The 25376-nt window shown below is 27.3% G+C and carries 25 protein-coding genes and 1 pseudogene; 12 read left to right on the top strand and 14 right to left on the bottom strand.

Annotated elements, in window-relative coordinates; translation table 11 throughout:
- Positions 1-3 precede the first annotated feature (3 nt).
- Together ftsA and A2J15_RS03220 are read right to left on the bottom strand one after the other, a co-directional pair.
- Complete coding sequence (ftsA, locus tag A2J15_RS03215; protein ID WP_116980481.1) at positions 4-1392, bottom strand: cell division protein FtsA; 1389 nt, start codon at positions 1390-1392, stop codon at positions 4-6.
- Positions 1389-2879, bottom strand: a complete 1491-nt coding sequence (locus tag A2J15_RS03220; protein ID WP_066776765.1) for a peptidylprolyl isomerase — start codon at positions 2877-2879, stop codon at positions 1389-1391. The genes ftsA and A2J15_RS03220 overlap by 4 nt, the downstream gene beginning before the upstream one ends.
- 162 nt (positions 2880-3041) lie before the next feature.
- Between A2J15_RS03220 and rsmH the strand changes: the two genes are divergently transcribed.
- The gene (rsmH, locus tag A2J15_RS03225) at positions 3042-3977 is read left to right on the top strand and encodes a 16S rRNA (cytosine(1402)-N(4))-methyltransferase RsmH (protein WP_066776762.1); all 936 of its coding nucleotides are present in this window, start codon (positions 3042-3044) and stop codon (positions 3975-3977) included.
- Positions 3971-4888, top strand: a complete 918-nt coding sequence (locus tag A2J15_RS03230) for a hypothetical protein (protein WP_066776760.1) — start codon at positions 3971-3973, stop codon at positions 4886-4888. The genes rsmH and A2J15_RS03230 overlap by 7 nt, the downstream gene beginning before the upstream one ends.
- On the opposite strand, the gene A2J15_RS03235 is transcribed toward A2J15_RS03230, so the two are convergent.
- The 3 genes from A2J15_RS03235 to pta all read right to left on the bottom strand — a co-directional run bounded on the left by A2J15_RS03235 (position 4876) and on the right by pta (position 8327).
- Positions 4876-5367 (bottom strand): hypothetical protein, encoded by a 492-nt coding sequence (locus tag A2J15_RS03235; RefSeq protein WP_066776757.1) that lies wholly within the window; start codon positions 5365-5367, stop codon positions 4876-4878. The two genes, A2J15_RS03230 and A2J15_RS03235, sit on opposite strands and share 13 nt — an antisense overlap.
- 246 nt (positions 5368-5613) lie before the next feature.
- The gene (locus A2J15_RS03240) at positions 5614-6804 is read right to left on the bottom strand and encodes an acetate kinase (RefSeq protein WP_066776754.1); all 1191 of its coding nucleotides are present in this window, start codon (positions 6802-6804) and stop codon (positions 5614-5616) included.
- Positions 6805-6821: 17 nt separating this feature from the next.
- On the bottom strand, positions 6822-8327 hold the full coding sequence (gene pta, locus A2J15_RS03245; protein WP_116980517.1) for a phosphate acetyltransferase: 1506 nt from the start codon (positions 8325-8327) through the stop codon (positions 6822-6824).
- Positions 8328-8416: 89 nt separating this feature from the next.
- Between pta and flgH the strand changes: the two genes are divergently transcribed.
- Positions 8417-9115, top strand: a complete 699-nt coding sequence (gene flgH / locus A2J15_RS03250; protein ID WP_066776751.1) for a flagellar basal body L-ring protein FlgH — start codon at positions 8417-8419, stop codon at positions 9113-9115.
- A gap of 21 nt (positions 9116-9136) precedes the next feature.
- Here the strand turns inward: flgH and ispG are convergent, their stop codons facing one another.
- The gene (ispG, locus tag A2J15_RS03255; RefSeq protein ID WP_066776748.1) at positions 9137-10207 is read right to left on the bottom strand and encodes a flavodoxin-dependent (E)-4-hydroxy-3-methylbut-2-enyl-diphosphate synthase; all 1071 of its coding nucleotides are present in this window, start codon (positions 10205-10207) and stop codon (positions 9137-9139) included.
- Between the two features lie 156 nt (positions 10208-10363).
- On the opposite strand from ispG, the pseudogene A2J15_RS03260 reads away from it, so the two are divergent.
- A pseudogene (locus A2J15_RS03260) lies at positions 10364-11768 on the top strand (DUF2972 domain-containing protein).
- Between the two features lie 10 nt (positions 11769-11778).
- Here the strand turns inward: A2J15_RS03260 and A2J15_RS03270 are convergent.
- The 4 genes from A2J15_RS03270 to A2J15_RS03285 are packed head-to-tail and all read right to left on the bottom strand — an operon-like array spanning position 11779 to position 14507.
- Positions 11779-13632: a primosomal protein N' gene (locus A2J15_RS03270; protein ID WP_083074271.1), complete on the bottom strand. Its 1854-nt coding sequence runs from the start codon at positions 13630-13632 to the stop codon at positions 11779-11781.
- Positions 13614-14048 carry a type II secretion system protein gene (locus A2J15_RS03275; protein WP_066776745.1) on the bottom strand — a complete coding sequence of 145 codons (435 nt, stop codon included), beginning with the start codon at positions 14046-14048 and terminating at the stop codon, positions 13614-13616. Before A2J15_RS03275 ends, A2J15_RS03270 begins: the two co-directional genes overlap by 19 nt.
- Positions 14045-14287, bottom strand: a complete 243-nt coding sequence (locus A2J15_RS03280; RefSeq protein WP_066776742.1) for a hypothetical protein — start codon at positions 14285-14287, stop codon at positions 14045-14047. Before A2J15_RS03280 ends, A2J15_RS03275 begins: the two co-directional genes overlap by 4 nt.
- Positions 14277-14507 (bottom strand): hypothetical protein, encoded by a 231-nt coding sequence (locus A2J15_RS03285; protein WP_066776739.1) that lies wholly within the window; start codon positions 14505-14507, stop codon positions 14277-14279. The genes A2J15_RS03280 and A2J15_RS03285 overlap by 11 nt, the downstream gene beginning before the upstream one ends.
- A 161-nt stretch (positions 14508-14668) precedes the next feature.
- Between A2J15_RS03285 and uvrB the strand changes: the two genes are divergently transcribed.
- The gene (gene uvrB / locus A2J15_RS03290) at positions 14669-16642 is read left to right on the top strand and encodes an excinuclease ABC subunit UvrB (protein WP_066776736.1); all 1974 of its coding nucleotides are present in this window, start codon (positions 14669-14671) and stop codon (positions 16640-16642) included.
- Positions 16643-16682: 40 nt separating this feature from the next.
- On the opposite strand, the gene A2J15_RS03295 is transcribed toward uvrB, so the two are convergent.
- From A2J15_RS03295 to A2J15_RS03310, 4 genes are read right to left on the bottom strand one after another with little or no spacing between them, the layout of a single operon-like run.
- A complete protein-coding gene (locus tag A2J15_RS03295) occupies positions 16683-17933 on the bottom strand; it encodes an RNA polymerase factor sigma-54 (RefSeq protein WP_066776734.1) in 1251 nt (416 codons plus the stop codon).
- Positions 17933-18661, bottom strand: coding sequence for an LPS export ABC transporter ATP-binding protein (gene lptB, locus A2J15_RS03300; RefSeq protein ID WP_066776859.1), 729 nt, complete (start codon positions 18659-18661; stop codon positions 17933-17935). Before lptB ends, A2J15_RS03295 begins: the two co-directional genes overlap by 1 nt.
- Positions 18654-19061, bottom strand: coding sequence for a tRNA (adenosine(37)-N6)-threonylcarbamoyltransferase complex ATPase subunit type 1 TsaE (gene tsaE / locus A2J15_RS03305; protein WP_066776733.1), 408 nt, complete (start codon positions 19059-19061; stop codon positions 18654-18656). The genes lptB and tsaE overlap by 8 nt, the downstream gene beginning before the upstream one ends.
- Positions 19058-19303, bottom strand: a complete 246-nt coding sequence (locus A2J15_RS03310) for an RNA-binding S4 domain-containing protein (protein ID WP_066776861.1) — start codon at positions 19301-19303, stop codon at positions 19058-19060. Before A2J15_RS03310 ends, tsaE begins: the two co-directional genes overlap by 4 nt.
- A gap of 160 nt (positions 19304-19463) precedes the next feature.
- Between A2J15_RS03310 and A2J15_RS03315 the strand changes: the two genes are divergently transcribed.
- The 7 genes from A2J15_RS03315 to A2J15_RS03345 are packed head-to-tail and all read left to right on the top strand — an operon-like array spanning position 19464 to position 25218.
- A complete protein-coding gene (locus tag A2J15_RS03315; protein WP_066776856.1) occupies positions 19464-20684 on the top strand; it encodes an argininosuccinate synthase in 1221 nt (406 codons plus the stop codon).
- Between the two features lie 17 nt (positions 20685-20701).
- Positions 20702-21145 (top strand): 50S ribosomal protein L9, encoded by a 444-nt coding sequence (gene rplI / locus A2J15_RS03320; RefSeq protein WP_066776731.1) that lies wholly within the window; start codon positions 20702-20704, stop codon positions 21143-21145.
- Complete coding sequence (hslV, locus tag A2J15_RS03325; protein ID WP_066776729.1) at positions 21145-21687, top strand: ATP-dependent protease subunit HslV; 543 nt, start codon at positions 21145-21147, stop codon at positions 21685-21687. The genes rplI and hslV overlap by 1 nt, the downstream gene beginning before the upstream one ends.
- A complete protein-coding gene (hslU, locus tag A2J15_RS03330) occupies positions 21684-23003 on the top strand; it encodes an HslU--HslV peptidase ATPase subunit (protein WP_066776727.1) in 1320 nt (439 codons plus the stop codon). Before hslV ends, hslU begins: the two co-directional genes overlap by 4 nt.
- Positions 23000-23869: a GTPase Era gene (gene era, locus A2J15_RS03335; RefSeq protein ID WP_066776724.1), complete on the top strand. Its 870-nt coding sequence runs from the start codon at positions 23000-23002 to the stop codon at positions 23867-23869. Before hslU ends, era begins: the two co-directional genes overlap by 4 nt.
- Positions 23865-24968 (top strand): hypothetical protein, encoded by a 1104-nt coding sequence (locus A2J15_RS03340; protein ID WP_066776853.1) that lies wholly within the window; start codon positions 23865-23867, stop codon positions 24966-24968. The genes era and A2J15_RS03340 overlap by 5 nt, the downstream gene beginning before the upstream one ends.
- Complete coding sequence (locus tag A2J15_RS03345) at positions 24961-25218, top strand: hypothetical protein (RefSeq protein ID WP_083074269.1); 258 nt, start codon at positions 24961-24963, stop codon at positions 25216-25218. The genes A2J15_RS03340 and A2J15_RS03345 overlap by 8 nt, the downstream gene beginning before the upstream one ends.
- Positions 25219-25376: the final 158 nt, after the last annotated feature.

Here is a 25376-nt window from a genome sequence, read left to right on the forward strand (position 1 = left end):
TTGTTAAAATTGATTCATAATTTTATGCCATATATTTGAAAAAACACTAGGTTTTTTTTCCTTTGGCTCTTTAAATTCTAGTTGTTCTTGTATTGTAATTGTATCATTTTCTTGCAAATTTGCATCAAAAAAATCAGATTTTATTTCACTTTGTGCATCTTTTTGCAAAGAAATATTTTGTTTAATTTGACGATTAAAATTTTCAATTTCACCTTTATATCTTAATTTTTCATTAGAATCAAGCTCATAAGGTGTAAAATAACCTGCTCCATATAAACAAAGTCCTATAGCGCAAGTATTTTCAGGATCATTAAAAATTTCATTAAAGCCACTAATTAAATCCTTTCTTGCAGTAGCAAGTCTGATTGAACGGTTATCAAAAGTTGCAGGAGCTAATTCGTCAATTCCAGCTAATTTAGTCATTCCTCCAGTTAAAACTACTCCTCCACCTATAGTATTTGCATAACGATTATCACTTAAAATCTTGGCCAAAATCATTAAAGTCTCTTCTGCTCTTGCATAAATGACATTAGAAATAATATCCAAAGAAACTTCATTAACTTTTTTTTCATCACCCATTGATGGAATTTGTATTAAAACATTAGGTTGCTGAGAAAGAGCTGCATAATTAAGTTTAATTTTTTCTGCTTCTTTTAAAGGAGTATGCAAAGCCATAGATAAATCTTGAGTAATATTAATAGAACCAATTTGCAAACAATCATTGTAACGAATGGAATTTCCAGTATGTACAACCATATCACAAATAGCTCCACCCATATCTATTAAAACTGCTCCTAATTCTCTTTCACTATCATCCAAACAAGCTATAGCTGAAGCATATCCTGAAAGAACTATATTATCAACTCTCAAATCAGCTAATTCAACAGCCTTTTTAAGATTTTTAATATGAGATTCTTGAGAAATTACTATATGGGTTGATACCTCTAAACGATTACCGCTCATACCCAAAGGATCATCAACATGCTCAAGATCATTAACTTTAAAATTATAAGGCAATACATGAATAATTTCATAGCCACTAGGTAAATTCGCAGTATGCTTAGCTGTACTTACAGCACGATGAATCTCTTTAATACCTATTTCATAATTTGGAATATTTACAACCCCTATACTATCAATACTTTTAGTATAAGCACCAGAAATAGATACGACAACCTTATCATAATGAACACCACTCATCATTTCAGCATTTCTAACAGCTTCTTCAATAGATTTAGAAGCTAACTCTATATTAGTAATAGCACCTTTTTTCACCCCATTAGTTTTTGCTTTAGAAAAACCAATAATTTTTAACCCATCTTCATCTTTTTGAGCAATGATGGCACAAGTTTGAGTTGAGCCTAAATCAATTCCTAATATATTCAAAATCAATTCCCTTTATAATAAATTTTTATTGGATATATTTTTTTAAGTTTATCAATAAGTTCTTGCTTAAGTTCGCTTGCTTTTAAGTTTTGTAAATTTTGCTCCAACATAATTTTATATTGTCTAAATTTATCAGAACTGATATCTAATTTTTGTTTATTTATTCTATAAAGTATAGCTTTTGTGTCATTTATGGGTACATAAGAACTATTTTGATCCGAATTAAACACATTAATTAAAAAATAAGCAAATTCAGAATCATTAAGCAATTTATCATCAAGCTTTACATTCTCACGAGAACTATCACGAGTAACAAAACCTATATTATCTCCTTGAAAATGTGCTAAATTCTTTTTAGCTTTTTCTTCTAATTTTTTTCTAGCTTGTTCGCTCAAATACATAGGTAAAACTTCTTCTCTTGCTTCTTCAAAAGTTTTATTTCTAATAGGATCTATTTTATTTAGACGAATTATAATATATCCATTATTATAAGGCATTGGTCTTAAAATATCTGCATTTTTAGCCTTATTTAAAAGATCAATAGGATATGAAATATCTGATTCACTAATATTTAGATCTTTTTGAAAACTATCCTTTTGATTTTTTAAATCTAAAAATTTGGAATTAGCAATATTTTTTAAACGCATTAAAGTATAATCTTTAAATACCTCATTCTTAGCTGTTTGAAAATCCATTATCTTACCTGAAGTATCTTTATATTTTAATTTATTTTCTTCTTGATTATAAAAATTTTCTAATTCCTTATCATCAATTTTTTGTTCATTAGGAGGCAAAAAATAAGTAGAAATTTCATACATTTTTTGAGTTTTATAATCTTCTTTATGTTCATTCCAAAGTTTTTTTAATTCTTCTTCATTAATTTGAATATTTTTTTCTTCATAATCAATCTTTGCAATACTTAATTCATCTTGCATAAAATAACTAGAACCTAACATTTTTAATTCTTCATCTTTACTAGGAATATTAAAAATTTGATCTAATTTATTTATAATTATTTCGTTTCCAAGCTGCATTTCATAATCTTTTGGTGCTAAATTATTAGCATTTAAAAGCTCATAATAAATGGTTTTATTAAAATCTCCATTAATATTTTGAAATTCCTTAACACTTAAAAGTTTTTGCACAATTTCTTTTTCATTTACACTAATACCCAAATCTTTAGCAAAATTTAATAAAAGTTTTTCTTCAATAAGTGAACTTAAAGCCATATTTTTCAGACCCAATTGTTCAGCATTTTCTTGAGTTAAGGCACCGCTACTTATTTGATTATAATAAGCTAAGACCTGTTTATATCGAGTATCAAACTCACTAAAAGATATTTTTTCACTACCTACACTTGCAACACTAGAACTACGATTAAGATTAAAATCATAAGCACCCCAACCTAAAAATCCTGCTCCAACAAAAGCTATAGTACTAACCCATATAGTAATAATAAGATATTTTTTGTGGTGTTGCATCCAAGTAAGCATAACATTCCTTGATTCATTTTAAACTAGATTATTGTATCCAAGAAGTGTTTAAGTAGAGTTTAATTGTAAAATTTTTACTAAAAAATATTTACACTTTAATTTTTTGAAATGAAATTTAGATATAATCATATGTTAAAATAATAAATTTTTAGGATTAATATTTTGAAAATTCCCCATATCCCAGTTTTGCTCCATGAAGTAGAAGAAATTTTTAAAAATCTTAAAACAGGTTATTTTTTAGACTGCACCCTAGGCTTTGGTGGACATAGCGAAACTTTACTTAAAAATCACCCTCACATGCATTTTATCGCTTGTGATCAAGATAAACAAGCATTAGAATTTTCTAAAAAAAGATTAAAAGTTTTTGATGATAGAATTATTTTTATGCAAAGTAATTTTAGTGAAATTTTACAAAAAATTAGCGATAAAAACAAACTCAAAGGCATTTTAGCTGATATTGGTGTTTCCTCATTTCAACTTGACAATAATGAGAGAGGATTTAGCTTAAATTCTGATTTTTTAGATATGAGAATGAATCAAAATGCTAAAATATCAGCTTTTGATATTGTTAACACCTATACAAAAGAACAACTAGCTTTTATTTTTAAAGAATACGGACAATTGTATAATGCTTACTTTATTGCTGAAAAAATTTGTTATGCACGAAAGAAAAAAGTAATTACAAGTGCTAAAGAACTTCATGAAATTATAGGAAAAATGAAGCAAAATCATAGAAAAATATCTCAAGCAAATTTAGTATTTCAAGCTATTAGAATAGAAGTAAATCAAGAACTTCAAGTACTTAAAAAATTTCTGCAAGACTTAGAAGTTTTAAAACTTCAAGATTGTATTTTAGCTATTATTAGTTTTCACTCTTTAGAGGATAAAATTATAAAAACTTTTTTCAAAAAATGGGCAAAAACTTGTATATGCGATGAAAAAACATTGCGTTGTGAGTGCGGAAATAATCACAGCTTAGGTCAAATCATAAATAAAAAAATTATAAAAGCAAATGAAGAAGAACTTTCAAATAATTCTCGAGCAAGCTCGGCTAAAATGCGTACTTTTCATTTTAAAACCTTGGATCATAAATGTTAGAAGATGATTTTTTAAAAGAGCGACAAAATATACGCCAAAAAATGTTAAAATTTTCTCGCGCAATGAATCAAGGAAAACCTCTTGATGATGATTTAAAAGAAGAACTTTCTAGTGATAATATTTTAAGACGTCGTTTTAATAAAAAATCTAACAATAATTTTTTAGAAGAATTAGATCAAGAATACAACACACAGCATAATAAAAAATCTAATATTTATTTAAAAAAAGATTTAATTAATGTAAAATTAGAAGAAAAACAATCTTTTGCTAAAATTTTTTTTTCCAAAATTAAAGCAAGAAAAAATAAAAAAAATAAAAAAAATCTTGCACCAAAAGAAAAAAAAATAAACAATACCCATAATATACAAATTAAATCACAAAAACAGACTTTAAATAATAACAATCTTATTATAACTTCAAATAAACAAGAAACTATCAAATCTTTCAATAAAACACAACAAATAAATCCTAAAACAAAACAATCTCAAGCTCTTTATAAAAAATCTATAAAAGAAAATCAAATCAATATCAAACAAAGCTTAGAAAATTTGCAAAAAAAAATACAAGATAATATGCAAAAAATCTCAACTCCACCAATTCAAATTCCAGTGAAACAAAATAATGAAGATTCTCAAAAAATTAAAAATGTACTACTTGAAGGATTTTCTAAAGCAACAAAAGAAGATAAAAATTTAAATTTCAACCATCTCTTATTTGCAATCTTATTTGTAATTTGTGCTTTATTTTTATTTACTCCTCAAATTTACATCAGAAATCAAATTTATTATCTTAGCAGAGAAATTGCTATTTTAAAAACGGAAGAAAGTGTTTTGAATGAAGAAAATAAAGATTTAAAAAGAAGATTAGAAAATATGCGCTTTCAAAATCAAATTTTAGATTATTTAGAATGAATAATTTTGTCTAAAACATACTGTTCTAAATTGACTTTTGGAATTTCTTCTTTTAAAGCTTGTTTGTAAAATTCTCCAGCCATTAAAGAATATTTCTCATAAGGAAAATAAGGAAAATGTAAAGCCCAAGCCTTTTGAATTAATTGTTTAGAAATTATTTTACGTACATAAACTTTAAAAATATCATATCCTATAAATACACAAGCAGTCACTACAACAGCACTCATTATACTTATATGAAAATCAAGTTTTGTTAAAAAATAATGTGTAATTAAAAGCAAAGGCAATAAAACAAGCACACAAAAAAGACCGAAATAAATATAAGAATTTAAAATTTTAAAATTAAAATTCAACTTAGAAGGATCCACAAGCATACCATCATTAAAAAGAGCATTAGCTTCTAATAAATCACGTACAAGAACGGGTTGATCTGATATTTTAAATAAAAAATTTAAGCTTAATTCTCTCCATGTTTTCATTATTGACACTTTATTTTTTTTAATTAAAAATCTTATCTAAAGAAAATTAATTTCAACTAAATGATTATTTTAAAAAACTTAAAAATTTCTATTTTTGTAAATTCACATAATTTTAAATATATTAAAAAATAACAAATATTCATCTCTATTTAAAAACACCTTCATTATAAGGATATATAAAATAAACTATAATAAATCAAAGCTATAAAATGATATAAGCAATAAGATTTATATAGTTTTTAAAATTTATTTCTTACTGATAAGCTCTTCTGTAATTCTAGCAATTTCTAATTCCTCATCTGTTGGTACAACAAGTATTTTCACCTTAGAATGAGTACAATTAATCATTCTTGCTTGTGCAACCCTTTGCTCATTGAGTTTAAAATCTAATTCTATACCAAGATGAGTTAATTTTTCACAAACTTTTTGACGTACTAAACTATCATTTTCCCCTATACCTCCAGTAAAAATAATAGCATCTGTTTGCTCTAACACAGCAAAATAGGCACCTATATATTTTACAAGACGATAACAAAACATATCCAATGCTAAACGCGCCTTATCATTATCTTGTTTGATTTGATTTTCTATATCCCTAAAATCATTAAAACCACAAATTCCATAAACACCGCTTTTTTTATTCATTAATGTATCAATCTCTTCTATAGTTAAACCTTCAAGACGACTGATAAAAGGTAAAATAGCAGGATCTATATCACCGCAACGCGTCCCCATAATTAAACCTTCAAGAGGAGTAAAACCCATAGATGTATCTACACTTTGACCCTTTTTTATAGCACACACACTTGCACCATTTCCAAGATGAGCTGAAATAAAATTTAATTCATTTTTATCTTTTTGAAGCATACAAGCTGCTTGAGTGCTAACAAAAGCATGAGAAGTTCCATGAAAACCATATTTTCTTATACCATGCTTATTGTAAAATTCGTAAGGCAAAGCATACATATGAGCAAAATCAGGAATACTACGATGAAATGTTGTATCAAAAACAGCGACATTAAGAACATTAGGAGCAGCCTTAAACATAGTTTTTATTCCAGCTAAATGCGCAGGATTATGCAAAGGTGCAAAAACACTTACTTTATCAATTTCTTCAAGAACATAATCATCCACTAAACAATGTTCGCTTAAATTACTTCCTCCATGTACTATACGATGTCCACATCCATCAAGCATATTTACATCTGCTAAAATACCTGATTCTTTAAAAAGTTCATTAACAATTTGAAGTCCCTCTTCATGGTTCTTTATGTTTAACTCTCTTTGAAATTGATGATTATTTAAAGTGTCTTTTAAAACAACTTTTGAATTATATTCGCCAATTTTTTCAACCAAACCACTGGCTTTAACAATTTTATCATCAAAAAATTTAAACTTGATCGATGAAGATCCTGAATTTAAAACTAAAATTTTCATTATCCTTCCTTTTTTTGTTATTGTGCTTGTATAGCACTTAAAATGACAGTATCTACAATATCATCTACTAAACATCCACGACTTAAATCATTTACTGGTTTTTTAAGTCCTTGTAGAATAGGACCTATTGCTAAAGCATTAGCAGTTCTTTGAACAGCTTTATAGCAAATATTTGCGGCATTAAGATCAGGAAAAATATATACATTAACATGACCTGCTATTTTAGAATGAGGCATTTTCTTTTCTGCTGTTTTTAGATCATAAGCACAATCAAATTGCATAGGACCATCTATATTTAAGTGAGGGTATTTCTCTTTAGCAATTTTTAAAGCCTCTTTAATAAGTTCAACACTTTCTCCTTTACCGCTATCACCACTAGAATAGGAAAGTAAAGCTATACGTGGTTCAAGTCCAAAAGATTTAGCAGTCATAGCACTAACATAAGCACTAGTAGCAAGTTGCTCAGCACTTGGATTGGGATTTACAGCACAATCAGCAAAAGCCAACACTTGATCTTCAAGTCCCATAAAAAAGATTCCTGAAACTGAATTAATGCCCTCTTTAGTTTTAATAAGCTGAAGTGCAGGACGAATAGTTTCAGCTGTTGTAGTTGAAGCCCCACTTACCATAGCATCAGCTTTTCCAGTATGTATTAACAAAGTTCCAAAATAAGTTTTATCTTGAACCAATTTACGTGCTTGTTCAAAACTCATTCCTTTGGATTTTCTCAATTCATAAAGAATAGAAGTAAATTCTTGATTATATTCTGATTTTAAAGGATTAATAATTTGTATAGTGCTTAAATCAAGTCCTAAATTATGAATATTTTTTTTAATTTTTTCCTCATCTCCTAATAAAATTAAATCAACAATATTACTTTTAAGTAAAATTTCAGCGGCTTTTAAAATTCTATCATCATCGCTTTCTGGCAATACCACAGTTTTTTTATTTTTTACACTCTGTTTAATAAGTTGATATTTAAAACGGTACGGGGTAATAAAATCATATTCTTGGAGTTTTTGCACTTCTTCAAAATTAAAATTTTCATTAATTAAAATATAATTTCTACCATCTAAAGCATGATCAAAATATTTTTGGGCTATAAGCTTATCCTCATCATTAATAATAGCAGCAATAGGAGTATTAAGGTTTTTAGCTAATTTTATACTAAGATCAAATCCATCAAGAATTCCAAATTCACAAAAACTATTTACAAACACAAAATCATATTTACGTTTTAATTCCTCATATTCTTCTATAATAACATTAAAAAAATTATGTGGATCTTTACTAAATTCCTCCATAGCATCTCTAAAAGTAAAACCATAAGCACTTTTTAAAGTTTGATTAATATTAAATTCATCTAGCCAATTTTGCAAAACAGGTATACGATGTATATAAATTACAGGACAATAAATTGCAATATTTTTATACAATTTACTATAATTTTTAAGCAATTTTGAACTGATAATAGTATTAAGTTCATCACTCCTAGATCTCATTAAATAAAGATTCGCCATTATTTTCTCCTTACTTTTATAAATATGGAACACTCTTTGCTTTTTTAATTTTAACAAATAAAAATAAAAATTCCTATTTTTAAGGACAAAAAATGAAAAAAGTTTTATTTTATATGTTACCATTTGCATTTTTTGCTTGTTCAGCAACAGTTGATCCTCAAATTTCCATGAAACCTCCAGCTTATGTTGAAGAACTAGCTCCAAAACAAAGTAATAACATAGAAAGTGCACCAGGATCTCTTTTTGGCAAGGGAGACAATCCTTTATTTTCTGACAAAAAAGCTATGAATGTAAATGATTTAGTAACAGTTATTATACAAGAAAGTACTACCCAAAGTACACAAGCAAATAAAGCAACAAGTAGAACCAATACATCAAATTTAGGAGGTGGAACTCTAACAGGAGGTTCAGGTATTATAGCAGATGCACTTAATAAAGTTAATGCTTATTCTAATATAGGTTTCAAAACAAATAGTTCAAATAATTATACAGGAACAGGAACGCAAAGTAGAAATGAAAGTTTTAATACTACAGTTTCAACACGTGTAATTAAAATTTTATCTAATGGTAATTATTTTATTGAAGGCTCAAGAGAACTTTTAATCAATGGAGAAAAACAAATCATACAATTAAGTGGTATTATCCGTCCTTATGACATCAGTCAAGATAATACAATAGATAGCAAATACATAGCAGATGCTAAAATTTTATATAAAACAGAAGGTGAAGTAGATAAAAACACTAGAAAACCTTGGGGCAGCAAATTTATAGAAACAATATGGCCATTTTAAGATCAAAAGATCTTAATTGGCTTATTTTTTTGTTCTACTTTTTACTTCATCTTCAACTTCAATTAAAAATCTATCTACAAGTTCGCTTTCTTTAAGCTTAGCCACAACTTCCCCATGTCTTATCACAAGTCCTTGATTTTTACCAAAAGCTATAGCTACATCAGCTCCTTTAGCCTCTCCTAAAGCATTTACAACACAACCCATCACACTAATATTTAAAGGTTCTTTTATATGCTTAGTTTTCTCTTCAACAATTTTAATAGCACTGACTAAATCGCTTTGAATCCTTCCACAAGTTGGACATGAAATGATGTTTATCCCGCTTTTTTGCACCCCGCTATCTTGCAAAATAGCTTTTGCAACCCGAATTTCCTCCTCAAGCTCACCTGTCATAGAAACACGCATAGTATCACCTATACCCTTAAGAAGTAAATTGCCTAAAGCAATAGAACTTTTTATGGTACTATGAAATTGCGTCCCTGCTTCAGTTACACCCAAATGAAAAGGATAATCACAAAGCGGTCTAAGTCTTTCATAAGCCTCTATAGTTTTTCGAGTATCTGAAGTCTTCATTGAAATTTTAATATTTAAAAAATCAAGATCTTCTAAAAGCTTAATATTATACATAGCACTCTCAAGCATAGCTTCTATACCATAACCTAATTTATTACTAAATTGTTTTTCTATAGAACCATGATTAATCCCTATGCGTATAGGAATATTGCGCTCTTTACAAGCTTTAACAACTTCTTTAATATTTTCTTTAGAGCCTATATTACCTGGATTAATACGCACCCCATCAATAAACTGTGCACAATATACAGCTAAATTATGATTAAAATGAATATCAACTATTAAAGGTAAAGGACTTTGCTTTTTAATCTCTTTCAAAGCTCTTGCATCAATCATATCAAGGCAAGCTAAACGCACTATATTTGCCCCTGCAAAATAAAGACGATTAATTTGCTCCAAACAAGCTTCAATATCTCTTGTCTTAGCAAAAAGCATAGACTGAACTGAAATTGGTGCATTTCCACCTATTAAAACATCTCCCACTTTAATTTGCCTAGTTTGAAATCTTCTATACTCCATACTTTTACTTCTTGAAATTAAGATAATCAAAATTTTAACTTTTATTACTTTAATTAAAGTTTATTTTTGATATAATTTAACAATTTTATTTTAACCCTATATTTTTGAAAAATATTTAAGATAATAAAATGATAACAAGAAAAATAAAGAAAAATATTGCAAAATCTTCTACTTTATATAAAAAATAATTTAAATCAAAGTTTAGCCCAAATTCTTTTGCAAGCTTTAAAAAATTCAAAAAATGAAAATTTCTTTCATTTTGTTTTAGAAAACATTAAAATCATTTGCACTTGGCTTAATTCTAATGAATTTAAAAATAAATATTTAACAACTCAACATCCTTACCCTCCTTTAATTAACCCTAATTTTATAGAAATAGATGCAAGCAGATATTGTGCGGAATTAGCTTGGGATTTAAATCTACCTCTGCCTAAACGCTATAAATTTATTTATATTTCTCCTCATGGAGTTGGATCAGCAGCATTTTTAAGGTATCTTAATCAATGTTGTAATGTTATTTGTTTTGCTTCATGGGTTTTACCAAATGATGCAAAAGAAAGATATTGCATCAATTATATGTGTCTTAATGATAATACTATAAAACAATATGCTATTAATATCTCAGAAATCAATTTACCTTATTTTGACAAATATTTATCTTTAATAGACTACAACTGTGATATTATTTGCGGAGTACGTGATCCAATAGGAATACTAAAACACAACTGGGGTAGAGATTGGAGTAAAGTTCAAAGAAATTATCAAACCCAATTTAATTTAACTTATGATTGGCGCCATTATATCCATTTTTTATCTCATCAAAATCATCAAATAAAAATTGATCTTAATGAATTACAAAATGGAGTTTTTATTTTTTCTTATTTATTGAAATATTTTAATCAAGATAATATATATTACCTTGATATGGAAGAAATTAGCCATACAAAAGCCTTTAACACAATGAATTTATTAGCTAAAAAATTTAATTTCACTCCTCCTAATGAAGAACATTTAGACTTATTTAAAATTAAAGAATTTAGAGGATATATGCGTTATCTTTTTCCCATCACTCTTTATGCAAATTCAAAAGATATTCCCAATACTTTCTACTTAAATACTCCCAATAATAAAAAAAATCCCAATATTGATCATGTAAATAGTATTCCTATTATTTTAGACAGAGTGCATATAAATAATGAAAAAATTAATATAATACAAGAAATCATAAACAATGATTTATCTTATGATATGGGAGTATATATCGACAAAAATGATTTTAATCATTTAAAACAAAATAATCTCTTATTTACAACCATCAAACATTATTTATATGATTTTTTACATGAAATCAAAAAAACTATAGATGAAACTGAATTAAAAATGATGAAAGAAAAAGATGTAATATCTTATTTAAATAAAAACAAATCATTTCTTGATAAATTTTTTAATATTTTTGAAAATAATTTTTTTTCATTTAAAACAATATCGCAACGATATTCTTAGCTCTTGGAAATATTATCAAAAATTTATAAAAATATATGAAAAATCAAAAAACATCTAAATATTTATAATTATATAAAATCAATAGGATCAATATCAGCACTTACATTTTTAAATTGTAAAATATAATTTTCAATTGCAATCAAAGCCTTATAATTTTCACTCCTACATAATAAATAAAAACGATATTTTCCATGTAATTTTTCAACACCACAAACACCGTAACCTATCAATTCAACATGTTTTATACCCTTAAAACAATTTGCAAGCTCTTCACAAAGTTTTTGAGCATTGAATTGATCCTTATCTTCTACAAGAACTCTTAAAAGACGCTTAAATGGTGGATACAGTCCTTTTCTATTTTTTAATTCATCTTTTAAAAAAGCATCATAATCTTGTATATATTTTTCAAAAAAAGCCCTATTTTTAGTTTGCAAAAGAACCCTCGCTTCACCTTTACGACCGGCTCTTCCAGCAACTTGCATAGCTAAAGCCAAAGTTTCTTCACTGGCTTTAAAACTAGGATGAAATAAATATTCATCAAGTCCTAAAATCACACTTAAATCAACACTATGATAATCATGTCCCTTAGCAAGCATAGAAGTTCCAATAAGTATATCAATTTTATTGTCATTAAAATCTTTTAAAATATCATTTAATTTTCTAACACTAGTGATTTCATCACTATCAAATTTAACGATATTTGCCAAAGGCAAAGCACTTTGTAAAAGTTCTTGAAGTTCTGCTGTACCCATTTTTTTAGCTTCTAACATCTCCCCTTTGCAATTTGGACAACTTTGTTCTATTAAAGAAATATAATTACAATAATGACATTTTAAAACATTTTTCCTTTTATGCATACTCATTGCAATAGAACAAAAAGGACATTGTATAGTCTCTCCACAATCTTTACAAACAATTTGCCTAAAATTAGCTCTTGTAGGTAAAAATACTATGGCTTGTTTTTTACAATTTAAACTTTTTTGCAATTCATTTAAAAGCATAGGCGTAACACTAAGATCATTTTCATCATATAAAAAATATTTTTTACTCTTAAAAAATGTCCCTTTTAATCTAAAACTTTTTTGTTTATAAAAACTTGTTAAACTTGGAGTAGCAGATCCTAATACTACTTTGATATTATTTTTTTGACCCAAAACAAGGGATAAATCTCTTACATTAATAAAAGGTTGATTAGAAGCCTTATAAGAATTATCATGTTCTTCATCTACTATAATTAACCCTAAATTTCTAAAAGGTAAAAATAAAGCCGATCTTGCACCCGCAACTAAAAGTGTTTTACCTTGACAAAAAGATTCTAAATATTCTTGTTTTTTTTTCTTTGAAATTTTAGAATGCCAAAGAAAAAAATTATCTTTAAAATACACTTCCAAACGCTTTTGCATTTGCGGAGTTAATGCAATCTCTGGCATTAAAAGTAAAACTTGCTTACCTTTATTTAAATATTCCTTAATTAAAGCAATATAAATTTCTGTTTTACCGCTACCCGTGTCAGCAAAAAGCAAAGAAGAATTTTCCTTTTTAATAAAATCTAAAGCTTTTTCTTGTTCACAACTTAATTGAGGAATATTTTTTATTTCAACTTCTTCGCACTCATAATCCATGCTTGTATGAAAAAATCCCAAAACAAAACCCAATTTTGAAGCATAGTAGTAAGTGATAAAATATGCTAAATCAGCTTGTAATGGACTTAAACAATATTGCGTTACTGCTTTAATTTGCACTGTATTAAAATCAGGTTTTTCACATTCTTTTATAACAATAGCCTTAAGATCTTTCTTGGTTTTTAAATCTATAATCACTTGTGTTAAAGGTTGTATTTTATCAATACTATGAAAAATTAAATTATCTAAATACAAACCGCAAACAGCAAGCTCATAATATCTTATATCAAGTCTTTGCATCTAAAACTTTCCAAACATTTAAACAAGCCTTCTTTAGGATCATAAACAAATTTAATCGATTCTTTAGAATTTAAGAAAAAACTATAATGATTTTTATCAATTTTCATCCAAAATTTAAAATCAGAATAAATAGGTGTATCCAACAAAGAATATCCACAATCATTACAATAAAAAAGTTTTTCTCTAGCATGGTTAATTCTTGCATGATCTAAGATACTAGGGAAATCTAAATTTTTAAGTTGCATTTGAGTACGCATTAAAGTAAGAGCAGAATTTAACATTTCATAATCTGTTTTTAATTTTAATATTTTTACTTCATCTTTAGTAATATTTATAAAAGATGAAGACAAACTCGTTAAAATTCCTATAATTAATATTACAAAAATAAGTTCAAGCAAAGTAAATGCTTTTTTCATTTAACTAATAATTCTTCGTTGATAGCTTTTATTAATTTTTTAAGCTCCCTTTCTAAGATATAATTTTCATAACTTTTTTTTACAAAAGCATCAACAAAATGCTTTAATTCTATTTTTTTAGTGCCCCCAGAAATAAAAGCAATATCATCTTCTAAAAAATTTGCAAAATCTTCACTGCATTTAACAATAAAATCTTTTGCATTAACATTAATAATAACTTGTTTTAAATTATCTGCCAAGAACAGCCTCTATTTTCTTATAAATATCTTCACTTTCTATATTACGTGATTTAAGTTCTTCTTCTAAGCGCATAATTTGATTGCTTTTTGCTTCATTTTGAGCTTTTACACTAACAAGCTCATTTCTTAAAGCCTCATTTGCTTTACAAACTTCATTATATTTTTCAATTAGTTCATTTACTTTATCTGTCATAGTGTTGATTACCTTTTCATCAAACATATTTTTTGCCTTCTTTGGAAAATTTATAATTTTTTTGGAAAATATTTTTATATATTGTAGCAGAAAAAAAATTAAATTTTGATTTTTATTGATGATTAATTTATAATTAAAGTATTTTCTTCTAAAATTTTTAGAAATAAACCAAAACAAAAGTAGAAACAATGTTAGAATTAACCAGTGAATTTAAACCTAGCCCAGATCAACAAAAAGCCATACAAGGCATAGTTAAAAGCATCAAACAAGGAAATAAATATCAAACTTTGCTAGGAGTTACAGGAAGTGGAAAAACCTTTACCATGGCTAATGTTATTAAAGAACTTAATATGCCAACTCTTATTATGAGTCATAATAAGAGCCTTTGTGCACAACTTTATAGCGAATTTAAAGGTTTTTTTTCTAAGAACCATGTAGAATATTTTATATCATATTATGATTATTATCAACCTGAAGCTTATATACCACGTACAGATGTTTTTATAGAAAAAGATAGTTCAACTAATGAAGATTTAGAACGCTTAAGATTAAGTGCAACAGCTTCACTTTTAAGCTATGAAGATGTAGTATGTATTGCTAGTGTTTCAGCAAATTATGGGCTTGGAAACCCACAAGAATACATAGGTATGGTTTTAATCTTTGAATTAAATATGAAAATCTCACAAAAAGAACTTTTAAAAAAACTTGTAGATATGGGGTATACAAGAAATGATAATTTCTTTGATCGCGCTGATTTTCGTGTTCAAGGCGATATTATAGACATTTATCCTGCTTATTATGAAGATGAAGTAGTAAGACTTGAATTTTTTGGCGATGAATTAGACAATATGTATCATTTTAATGTTTTAGAAAATAAAAAAGGTAAAGATTTAAAACGTTTCATACTCTATCCTACAAGTCAATTTAGCGTAGGTCAAACACGTTTACAACAAGCCATAAAAGATATTAAAATAGAATTAAACGAACGCTTAGCTCAATTTGAACATGAGAACAAACTTGTAGAATATCAACGCCTTAAACAAAGGATTGAATTCGATCTTGAAATGCTTACTAGCACAGGAATGTGCAAGGGTATTGAAAATTATGCAAGGCATTTAACAGGTCTTAAACAAGGTGACACCCCTTATACACTTTTTGATTATTTTGCTATAAAAGATAGAAAGTTTCTTGTTATTGTCGATGAGAGTCATGTTTCTTTACCTCAATTTCGTGGTATGTTTGCAGGAGATAGGAGTAGAAAACAAACCTTGGTTGATTATGGGTTTCGCCTTCCTTCAGCTCTTGATAATCGTCCTTTAATGTTTGATGAATTTATTCATAAAAATTGTCAATTTCTTTTTGTTTCAGCTACCCCTGCACCTTTAGAACTTCAGCTGAGTGAAAAAAACATCTTTCATCAAATCATGCGTCCAACAGGACTACTTGATCCTTTTATAGAATTAAAAGATAGCGATAATCAAGTTGAAATTTTATTTGATGAAGCTAAAAAAGTTATTCAAAGAAATGAACGTGTTTTAGTTACTGTACTCACTAAAAAACTTGCTGAAGAACTGACAAAATATTATTTACAACTAGGTATAAAAGTAAAATATATGCACTCAGATGTAGATGCGATTGAGCGTAATGAAATTATTCGTAATTTAAGAAATGGTACTTTTGATGTACTAATAGGTATTAACCTACTTAGAGAAGGACTTGATTTACCTGAAGTTTCACTAATTGCTATTATGGATGCTGATAAAGAAGGTTTTTTAAGAAGCACTACAAGTCTTATCCAAACTATAGGAAGAGCTGCTAGAAATGTAAATGGCAAGGTTTTACTTTTTGGTAAAAAAATCACAAAATCTATGCAAGAAGCTATAAACATTACCAACGAGCGTCGTAAATTACAAGAAGCCTATAATAAACAACACAATATTACACCAACTTCAGTAAAACGTCACATAGAAGAAAGTTTAAAAAATGATGAAAATTTAGGTGAAATTTATCGCAAGAGTAAAAAACTAGAAAAAATGCCTGCACAAGAAAGAACCAAACTTATCAAAGAATTGCGTAAACAAATGTTAGAAGCTGCTAAAGCATTAGAATTTGAAAAAGCTGCAGCTTTTAGGGATGAAATTCGCAAATTAAAAGATTTATAATATATAAATTATTTTATTAATTTATAATAATTGCTTAATTTTATCCTTCAAGCTCATACAATTTTTTTCTTTCTGTAGAACTTGCTATATTAAGATGCTTGCGGTATTTAGTAATAGTTCTTCGTCCTATATCAACTTTAAATTCTTTTTTAATAAATTCTAAAATTTTACTATCACTTAAAGGCTTATTACGATCCTCATTTTTTATCAAATTAACTATAAATTCTTTAACACCAACATTAGAAGTTTCACCTTCTTCATCTAAAGCAAATGCAAAAAAATCACGTAAAGGTATCAATCCTCTTTCACAACTTAAATATTTATTAGCAACAGCCCTTGAAATAGTAGAAGCATTACGTTCTAAATCAAGTGCTAAATCTTTAAAAGTCATTGGTTTAATCTCTTTTCCCATAAAAAAATCATACTGATATTCTACTATCATAAGACCTATTTTATAAAGAGTTGCTTTTCGCATAGCTAATGCATCAACTAAATTTTTTGCTTCTTTAATATAATGACTTAAAAAATCATGTTCTAAACCATCAGTTTGTATAGATATTTCAGGATAATATTCTTCATTAATTTTTACTTTAATTTCACCATTCTCTTTATATACAAAAATATCTGGAACAATCATACGAGAATCTTCAAAATACTCTAAAAAAGGAGGAATGCTAAAACGTTTTAAAACTGTCAAAGCATCTTTATATAAAGATTTTTTAGTGTAATTTTGTATATTTTCAAAATCTTTAATTAAAATTCTACAAAACTCGTCAAGATCTGCATCTAATTCCATATTCTCAAGTGCAAATAAAAAAGCTTCTTTATAATCTTTTGCTCCCACACCTATAGGATCTAAAAATTTAAATCTTGTTCTAATACGTTCAATTTCTTCTAAAGAATATGCTTTTAAAATGGTTTCATCATATTCAAAATAACCTTCTTCATTTAAACATTCTATGATCTTTTTTGCAAGTTCTTGAGATTTATTAGTAGGAAAAAGAGGAGGAAGAATTTGCTCATTTAAAAGCTCATAAACACTTTTTTTAGTTAATCCTTTGCTTTCTACAAAAGCTGAATTAACATTATGTTTATAAAATGAATCAAAATATTTTTTACCCTTATCATGGGTTTGTATAGAATCTTGAATATCCAAAAAAGGATTTTCTTGAGAAAATTTATCTAAACTATCTTTTAAATCTTCTATACTAGCTTGTAAAATAGGCAACCAAGAACGTAAAGTCTGAGAAATTTTAGTTTTAGGCACTTGAGTAATTTTTTGTTTTAGCATTAATCAAGGAGTTTAAACTCCGCTCCTAAGTAGTATTTTTTAACATCTTTATTTTTTGTAATTTCATCAGCATTTCCACTAGCAAGCAAAGATCCTGATTTTATAACATAAGCTCTATCACAAATAGCTAAAGTTTCACGTACATTATGATCTGTGATTAATATACCTATATCAAGTTTTTTAAGTTCCTTAATTAAAACTTGAATTTCAGCCACTGCAATAGGATCAACTCCAGCAAAAGGCTCATCAAGAAGCAAAAATTTTGGCTCACATATTAAACTTCTAGCAAGCTCGCAACGCCTTCTTTCACCTCCACTTAAACTTAAACCTTTTCTTAAGCGTATAGGCTCTATACTTAAAAGTTCAAGCATTTGTTCAACTTTTTCATGTAAAATTTTCTTATCTTTATAAAAAATTTCAGCTGCTAAAAGCAAGTTATCTTCTACGCTTAAATCTTTAAAAATACTACTTTCTTGAGGCAAGTAACCTATTCCTGATCTGGCACGTTTATTTAAAGGATCTTTTGTCACATCTAAACCATCTAATAAAACCCTTCCATTACTTGGAGCAATAAGTCCACATATCATATAAAAAGTTGTTGTTTTTCCTGCTCCATTTGGACCCAAAAGTCCTACTACTTCTGCACTATTGACTTCTAAGGAAATTCCATGAATAATCTTAGTTTTTTTAATGATTTTTTCTAAATTAATAACTTCTAACTTACTCATAAATTTCATACTTTCTTTTATTTTTTTCTATGCTAATTTTAATTTGCACACTTACAATTCCAAGTTTTAACAAAGCCCTCTTTAATTTCTCATCCCCCCATTCAACTAAATGCAAACCTTCTTCAAAAAAATTTTCAAATAAACCATTAACCAATAATCCCTCTAAACCTTGTTGATATATATCATAATGATAAATGCATATATTTTGACTTTTATATTTTTGCATAATAGAAAAAGTTGGAGAATCTATTTTTTCATCAAGACCAAGAAATTTAACCCAAGCTTGAACTAAACTTGTTTTCCCGCTAGCTAAATCTCCTTCAAGTAAAACAACACCTTCTTTAGGTACATTTTCAAGCATTAATTTAAGCTCATCTTTAGCCAAAATAAACTCTCTCATAATTTCACCACATATTCATTTTGTGTATTTTTAGGAATACTTTTAGTACTTGGCAAAGCCAAAACTTTATATTTTTGAACATATTGAGTAAAATGCAAACTTATAATATCACCTATTTTTACTTCTTTACTTGCTTTAACAATAACTCCATTAATCCCTACAACCCCGCTTTTACACATATCTTCAGCAATAGCACGTCTTTTGGTAATATTGACTACATTTAAAAATTTATCCACTCTCATAAAAACAATTTTAGCAAAAAAAATCAAATTTTAAAACAAACTCTATAAACACTCTTATTTTTTCTTTGATAAATAAAAAAATAAAAAACTTTTCTTTAATGAATTTTAGATACAATATTTGATTATTTTTAATCTTTAAATAAGGATTTTTTTGAAAAAAATGAAAAATGAAATAAAAAAAGTAGTTTTAGCTTATTCTGGTGGACTTGATACAAGTATTATTCTAAAATGGCTTCAAGATCAATATCGCTGTGAAATTGTAACTTTTACAGCCGACATTGGACAAGGTGAAGAACTTGATCTTGCAAGAAAAAAAGCATTAAGCTTGGGAATAAAAGAAGAAAATATTTTTATCAAAGACTTAAAAGATGAATTCGTTAAAGATTATGTATTTCCTATGTTTAGAGCAAATGCTATTTATGAAGGCGAATATCTTCTTGGCACAAGTATAGCAAGACCTTTAATTGCAAAAACTCAAGCACAAATTGCTTTACAAACCAAAGCAGATGCTGTAAGTCACGGTGCAACAGGAAAAGGGAATGATCAAATACGTTTTGAATTAGCTTATCTTGCTTTTAATCCTGAATTAAAAATCATTGCTCCTTGGCGTCAATGGGACTTAAATAGTCGCACAAAACTTTTAACTTATGCACAAAAACATGGTATTGATATTTCTAAAAAACAAGGTCAATCCCCTTATTCTATGGATGCTAATTTACTTCATATTTCTTATGAAGGACTCATTTTAGAAGATCCATCAAAAGCACCTGATGAAAATATGTGGAGGTGGACAAATCATCCAAAAAATGCACCTGATGAAAGTGAAATTATTGAACTTGAATTTCAAAAAGGAGATTTAATAGCCATAAATGGTGAGAAATTGAGTCCTGCTAAGCTTTTAAGCAAACTGAACAAATTAGGCTCAAAACATGGTATAGGTCGCATTGATATAGTTGAAAATCGTTACATAGGAATGAAAAGTCGTGGTTGTTATGAAACTCCAGGTGGAACTATACTTTTAAAAGCACACAGAGCCATAGAAAGTATCACACTAGATAAAGAAGCAGCGCATTTAAAAGACGAATTAATGCCAAAATATGCAAGTTTAATATATAATGGTTATTGGTTTTCTCCTGAAAGAATGATGCTTCAAGCTTTAATAGATCAATCTCAAATTCATGTTAATGGAACAGTAAAACTTGAACTTTATAAAGGCAATATCATAGTTATAGCTCGTCAAAGCGCCAATGATAGTTTATTTAACACTGCTTATTGCACCTTTGAAGAAGATGAAGTTTACAAACAAGAAGATGCAGCAGGTTTTATCAAACTCAATGCTTTACGTTTTATTATCGCAGGAAAAAATAAAAGAAAATTTTAATATTTAAGGAATTTACAATGAAAGTATTATTAATTAAAGATGTTAAAAGCCTTGGAAAAGCAGGTGAAATTAAAGAAGTAAAAGATGGCTATGGTCAAAATTTCTTAATCGCTAAAGGTCTTGCTAAACCTGCCACAAACGAGGTTTTAAAAAAATATGAAAATGATAAGAAAAAAGAAATGGAAAATTTACGTTTTACCCTTGCAAATTTAGAAAAATTAAAAGAAGAGCTTGGTAAAATCACTCTTGAAATTTCAAAACCTGTAGGTGCTAATGGCAATTTATTTGGTGGCGTAACAAAAGATGAAATCGTCCATGCTTTAAAAGAACAAACAAATATAGATCTTGATAAAAAAAGTTTAGAATGTGATACTTTAAAAAGCCTTGGAATTCATGAAGTAAGTGCAAAACTAGGTCATGCTATACATGCGAAATTTAATATTAATATAAAGGCACACTAATGTTTCATGCAACAACAATCTTAGCCTATAAAGGTAAAAACAAATCTGTAATTGGAGGAGATGGTCAAGTAAGCTTTGGAAATACAGTTTTAAAAGCTAATGCAGTCAAAATTAGAAAACTTAACCATGGTAAAGTATTAGCAGGTTTTGCAGGATCTACTGCTGATGCTTTTAATCTTTTTGATATGTTTGAAAATCTTCTTCAAAGTTCAAAAGGAGATCTTTTAAAAGCAGCTATTGATTTTTCTAAAGAATGGAGAAAAGATAAATACCTAAGAAAACTTGAAGCTATGATGCTAGTGCTTGATAGAAATCATATTTTCTTACTTTCAGGAACCGGGGATGTAGTAGAACCAGAAGATGGCAAAATTGCTGCCATAGGAAGTGGTGGAAACTATGCACTTTCAGCTGCAAGAGCCTTAGCCAAATATGCTAATTTAGACGAAGAAAAACTTGTTAAATCAAGTCTTGAAATTGCAGGTGAAATTTGTATTTATACAAATACTAATATTAAAACTTATACAATCGAGGATGAGAAATGAATCTAACTCCAAAAGAAATTGTTCAATTTTTAGATGATTATGTTATAGGCCAAAAAAAAGCTAAAAAAATTATAGCTATAGCTTTAAGAAATCGATACCGCAGAATGCAATTAAGCCCTCAATTACAAGATGATATTGTGCCTAAAAATATTTTAATGATAGGATCAACTGGTGTTGGAAAAACCGAAATTGCTAGACGTTTAGCCAAAATGATGGGTTTTCCTTTTATTAAAATTGAAGCAAGTAAATACACAGAAGTAGGTTTTGTAGGTCGTGATGTAGAAAGCATGGTTAGAGATTTAGCTAATGCGGCTTTAAATTTAGTTAAAAATGAACAAAGAGAAAAAAATAAAGATAAAATTGATGAATTTATAGAAAATAAAATTTTAGAGAAACTTTTACCACCTTTACCAAAAGGTATCAGTGATGAAAAACAAGAAGAATATAAAAATAGTCTTGAAAAAATGAAAATTAGACTTAGAAATGGTGAACTTGATGAAAGCACCATAGAAATAGAAATTTCTCAAAATATGTTTGATGCAAATCCTAATCTACCTCCTGAAATGGGTGCCATGCAAGATATAGTTAAAGTTATTGGGGTTGGTAGTAAAAAAGTAAAAAAAGAAATGAAAATTAAAGATGCCAAAAATGCTTTAAAAACAGAAGCAGGAGAAAAAATTTTAGATCAAGAAAGTATCAAAAGTGAAGCTTTAAAAAGAGCTGAAAATGAGGGGATTATTTTCATTGATGAAATTGATAAAATTGCTGTTTCAAGCGGAAATTCAAGCCGACAAGATCCTAGCAAAGAAGGGGTGCAAAGAGATTTACTTCCTATTGTTGAAGGATCAAGCGTACAAACAAAGATAGGAACCTTAAAAACCGATCATATTCTTTTCATTGCTGCAGGCGCTTTTCATCTTAGCAAACCCAGCGATTTAATCCCTGAACTTCAAGGGCGTTTTCCCTTAAGAGTTGAACTTGATAGTCTTGATGATAAAGCCCTTTATGAAATTTTAACACGCCCAAAAAATTCACTATTAAAACAATACTGTGAACTTTTAAAAACAGAAAACTTAGAACTTGAATTTAATAATGATGCTATTGAAGAAATTGCTAAAATCGCTTCAAGAGCTAATGAAGAAATGCAAGATATTGGTGCTAGACGCTTGCATACAGTTATAGAAAAATTACTTGAAGATCTTAGCTTTGAAGCTGACGAATATGCGGGACAAAAATTTATAGTAGATAAAAAAATGGTCAATGAAAAACTTGGAGATATTATAGAGAATAAAGATCTTGCAAGGTATATTTTGTGAAAAGTGGCTTTGTTAGCATTATAGGGCGAACGAACGCGGGAAAAAGCACTTTAATTAATTCTTTACTTGAAGAAAAAATCGCCCTAGTCTCCCACAAACAAAATGCTACAAGACGTAAAATTAAAGCTATTATAATGCACGAAAACAATCAAATCATTTTTACAGATACCCCAGGACTTCACAAAAGTAATGTAGTATTTAATCAACTGCTAATACAAAGTGCGATTAAATCTATAAAAGATTGTGATGTAATTTTGTTTGTTGCAAGTATTTTTGATAATACAAAAGATTATGAGAATTTTCTCAGTTTTAATCCACAAGCACCCCATATTATAGTCTTAAACAAAGTTGATCTTAGTGATAATGCTACACTTTTAAAAAAACTTGCACAATACGCAAAATTTGATAAATATTTTAAAGCTATTGTTCCTTATTCTTGTAAGAAAAAAAGTTATAAAAAAATCTTATTAGATGAAATAACTAAATATCTTAATGAACATGAATATTTTTATGATCCTAGTTTTCTTAGTGTAAACAATGAAAAAGAACTTTATCGTGATTTTATACTTGAAAGTATTTATGAAAACTTAAGTAATGAACTTCCTTATAGCAGTGAAGTTTTCATCCTAAATACCAAAAATACCCCTAACCTTTTAATCTTAGAAGCAAAAATTATTACTGACACCCTTTCCCATAAAGCCATGCTTATAGGAAAAGAAGGTGCAACTTTAAAAAGGATAGGTAAAACAGCACGTTTAAAAATTGCAAAACTTGCACAAAAAAAAATACTCTTAAAATTATTTGTGCAAGTAAAAAAGAATTGGCAAAAAGATAAAGAATTTTTAGCTAAACTTTTCGATGATTAAAATTAATTTTTCAAAAAAAATAAGTTTTGTTAAATCTCCACAACTACTTTATTCTCAAAAAATAGGGATATATCAAGAAGATGAACTTTTTAATGTTTTAAGTAAAGATCACAAACTTAATAATCCTTTTAGCTACCAAATGGCTTTTTTAAAATATAATGAAATTTATCACTGTTTTTTAACCCCTATTTCTAAATTAAATAAGAGTTCTTACTGTTTTCCTGAGCCTTTAATCTTTCAAGCTTTATATGATGAAAATTTAATAGAAGAAAATAATTTTTGCATTTTAAATTTATATGACAAAACTTTATATTTATACTTTTATGAAGAAGGAAAATTTACTAGTTTAAAAAAAATAGCAAATTTTAATCAAGATGATATAGAATTATTTTTAAAACAAAATCGTTTTTTAGAGCTTTTAGAACATTATGATAGTAAAATAATACTTCATTATAATCTTTATTATATTAAAAATCACATTTCAAAAGAAATAAAATGCTTAAATTTAGATACCTTACTTAATAAAAATAGTTTAGAAAAATTAAGTTTATACAGTATAAAACATTTAGATCCAACTTGTAATTTTATAAAACATGATAAATTAAAAATACCTCTTTATATAAAAATTATTTTTTTATTTATTCTCAGTTTTAGTCTTAGTATTGCAATCTTACTTTTTGGAGATTTTATAAAATACAAACAAAACCAAGTCACTCAAAGCAAAAATACCCTTACACAAAAAGATTTTTTTAAATTAAAAGAAAACAAACAAGAACTTTTAAAAAGCATACAAGATTTAAATTCCACTCTTAACAATAAAACATCTTTAGCACAAGAGCAAAGTCAAATTTTATCATCCCTGGTAAATACAATGAATACAAAAAAAGATATATCTTCTATTCTAAATTACACTATATCATGGCTTAATGACAATAAGCTTAAAATTATTTATCTTAAAATACAAGGATCTAAAATCATTCTTATTTTTGGGAATAAAAACAATTTTGATCTGGCATTAAAATATTTAAGTTCTCATTTTAAAATTCTTAATAAAAGTGAAAATGAATATAAAATCATTTTAGAGAAAATACATGATTAAATTAGAATTATTATTGCACAATTTAAATTCTAGAGAAAAATTTCTACTCGTTTGTTTTGTTTTTCTTTGTGCTTTATTTCTAGCTTTTAAATTCCATGATAATTTTTTACAAGATTTTTTCAAAAAAACTCGTAATTTTCCTATAAACGAAATTAAATTAGAACTTGCTTATCTACAAGAAATTAAAAATAATTTAATCGAAAAAATGGCAATTGAAGATAAAAAATTACAAGATTATTACAAAAACTAAATTCATACTCATATGATAAAAACTCCTTTATTAAACAAATTAATAATTTATGTAACCATTTATCTATCAATAATCTTAAAATTTCACAAAAAAATAAATTTCCCTATCATTATATTTTTATAGATTTACAAGCTAATTTCGAGCAAATACTTCCTTTT

Source organism: Campylobacter hepaticus (assembly GCF_001687475.2).
In the GTDB taxonomy this organism is placed as follows: domain Bacteria; phylum Campylobacterota; class Campylobacteria; order Campylobacterales; family Campylobacteraceae; genus Campylobacter_D; species Campylobacter_D hepaticus.

What these genes read in the sequence shown, in the direction of transcription:
- A2J15_RS03220 (WP_066776765.1), bottom strand. Translation starts at nt 2,879, where the DNA reads ATGCTTACTTGGATGCAACACCACAAAAAATATCTTATTATTACTATA.
- A2J15_RS03230 (WP_066776760.1), top strand. Translation starts at nt 3,971, where the DNA reads ATGTTAGAAGATGATTTTTTAAAAGAGCGACAAAATATACGCCAAAAA.
- A2J15_RS03235 (WP_066776757.1), bottom strand. Translation starts at nt 5,367, where the DNA reads ATGAAAACATGGAGAGAATTAAGCTTAAATTTTTTATTTAAAATATCA.
- A2J15_RS03240 (WP_066776754.1), bottom strand. Translation starts at nt 6,804, where the DNA reads ATGAAAATTTTAGTTTTAAATTCAGGATCTTCATCGATCAAGTTTAAA.
- flgH (WP_066776751.1), top strand. Translation starts at nt 8,417, where the DNA reads ATGAAAAAAGTTTTATTTTATATGTTACCATTTGCATTTTTTGCTTGT.
- ispG (WP_066776748.1), bottom strand. Translation starts at nt 10,207, where the DNA reads ATGGAGTATAGAAGATTTCAAACTAGGCAAATTAAAGTGGGAGATGTT.
- A2J15_RS03270 (WP_083074271.1), bottom strand. Translation starts at nt 13,632, where the DNA reads ATGCAAAGACTTGATATAAGATATTATGAGCTTGCTGTTTGCGGTTTG.
- A2J15_RS03275 (WP_066776745.1), bottom strand. Translation starts at nt 14,048, where the DNA reads ATGAAAAAAGCATTTACTTTGCTTGAACTTATTTTTGTAATATTAATT.
- A2J15_RS03285 (WP_066776739.1), bottom strand. Translation starts at nt 14,507, where the DNA reads ATGTTTGATGAAAAGGTAATCAACACTATGACAGATAAAGTAAATGAA.
- uvrB (WP_066776736.1), top strand. Translation starts at nt 14,669, where the DNA reads ATGTTAGAATTAACCAGTGAATTTAAACCTAGCCCAGATCAACAAAAA.
- A2J15_RS03295 (WP_066776734.1), bottom strand. Translation starts at nt 17,933, where the DNA reads ATGCTAAAACAAAAAATTACTCAAGTGCCTAAAACTAAAATTTCTCAG.
- lptB (WP_066776859.1), bottom strand. Translation starts at nt 18,661, where the DNA reads ATGAGTAAGTTAGAAGTTATTAATTTAGAAAAAATCATTAAAAAAACT.
- tsaE (WP_066776733.1), bottom strand. Translation starts at nt 19,061, where the DNA reads ATGAGAGAGTTTATTTTGGCTAAAGATGAGCTTAAATTAATGCTTGAA.
- A2J15_RS03310 (WP_066776861.1), bottom strand. Translation starts at nt 19,303, where the DNA reads ATGAGAGTGGATAAATTTTTAAATGTAGTCAATATTACCAAAAGACGT.
- A2J15_RS03315 (WP_066776856.1), top strand. Translation starts at nt 19,464, where the DNA reads ATGAAAAATGAAATAAAAAAAGTAGTTTTAGCTTATTCTGGTGGACTT.
- rplI (WP_066776731.1), top strand. Translation starts at nt 20,702, where the DNA reads ATGAAAGTATTATTAATTAAAGATGTTAAAAGCCTTGGAAAAGCAGGT.
- hslV (WP_066776729.1), top strand. Translation starts at nt 21,145, where the DNA reads ATGTTTCATGCAACAACAATCTTAGCCTATAAAGGTAAAAACAAATCT.
- hslU (WP_066776727.1), top strand. Translation starts at nt 21,684, where the DNA reads ATGAATCTAACTCCAAAAGAAATTGTTCAATTTTTAGATGATTATGTT.
- A2J15_RS03345 (WP_083074269.1), top strand. Translation starts at nt 24,961, where the DNA reads ATGATTAAATTAGAATTATTATTGCACAATTTAAATTCTAGAGAAAAA.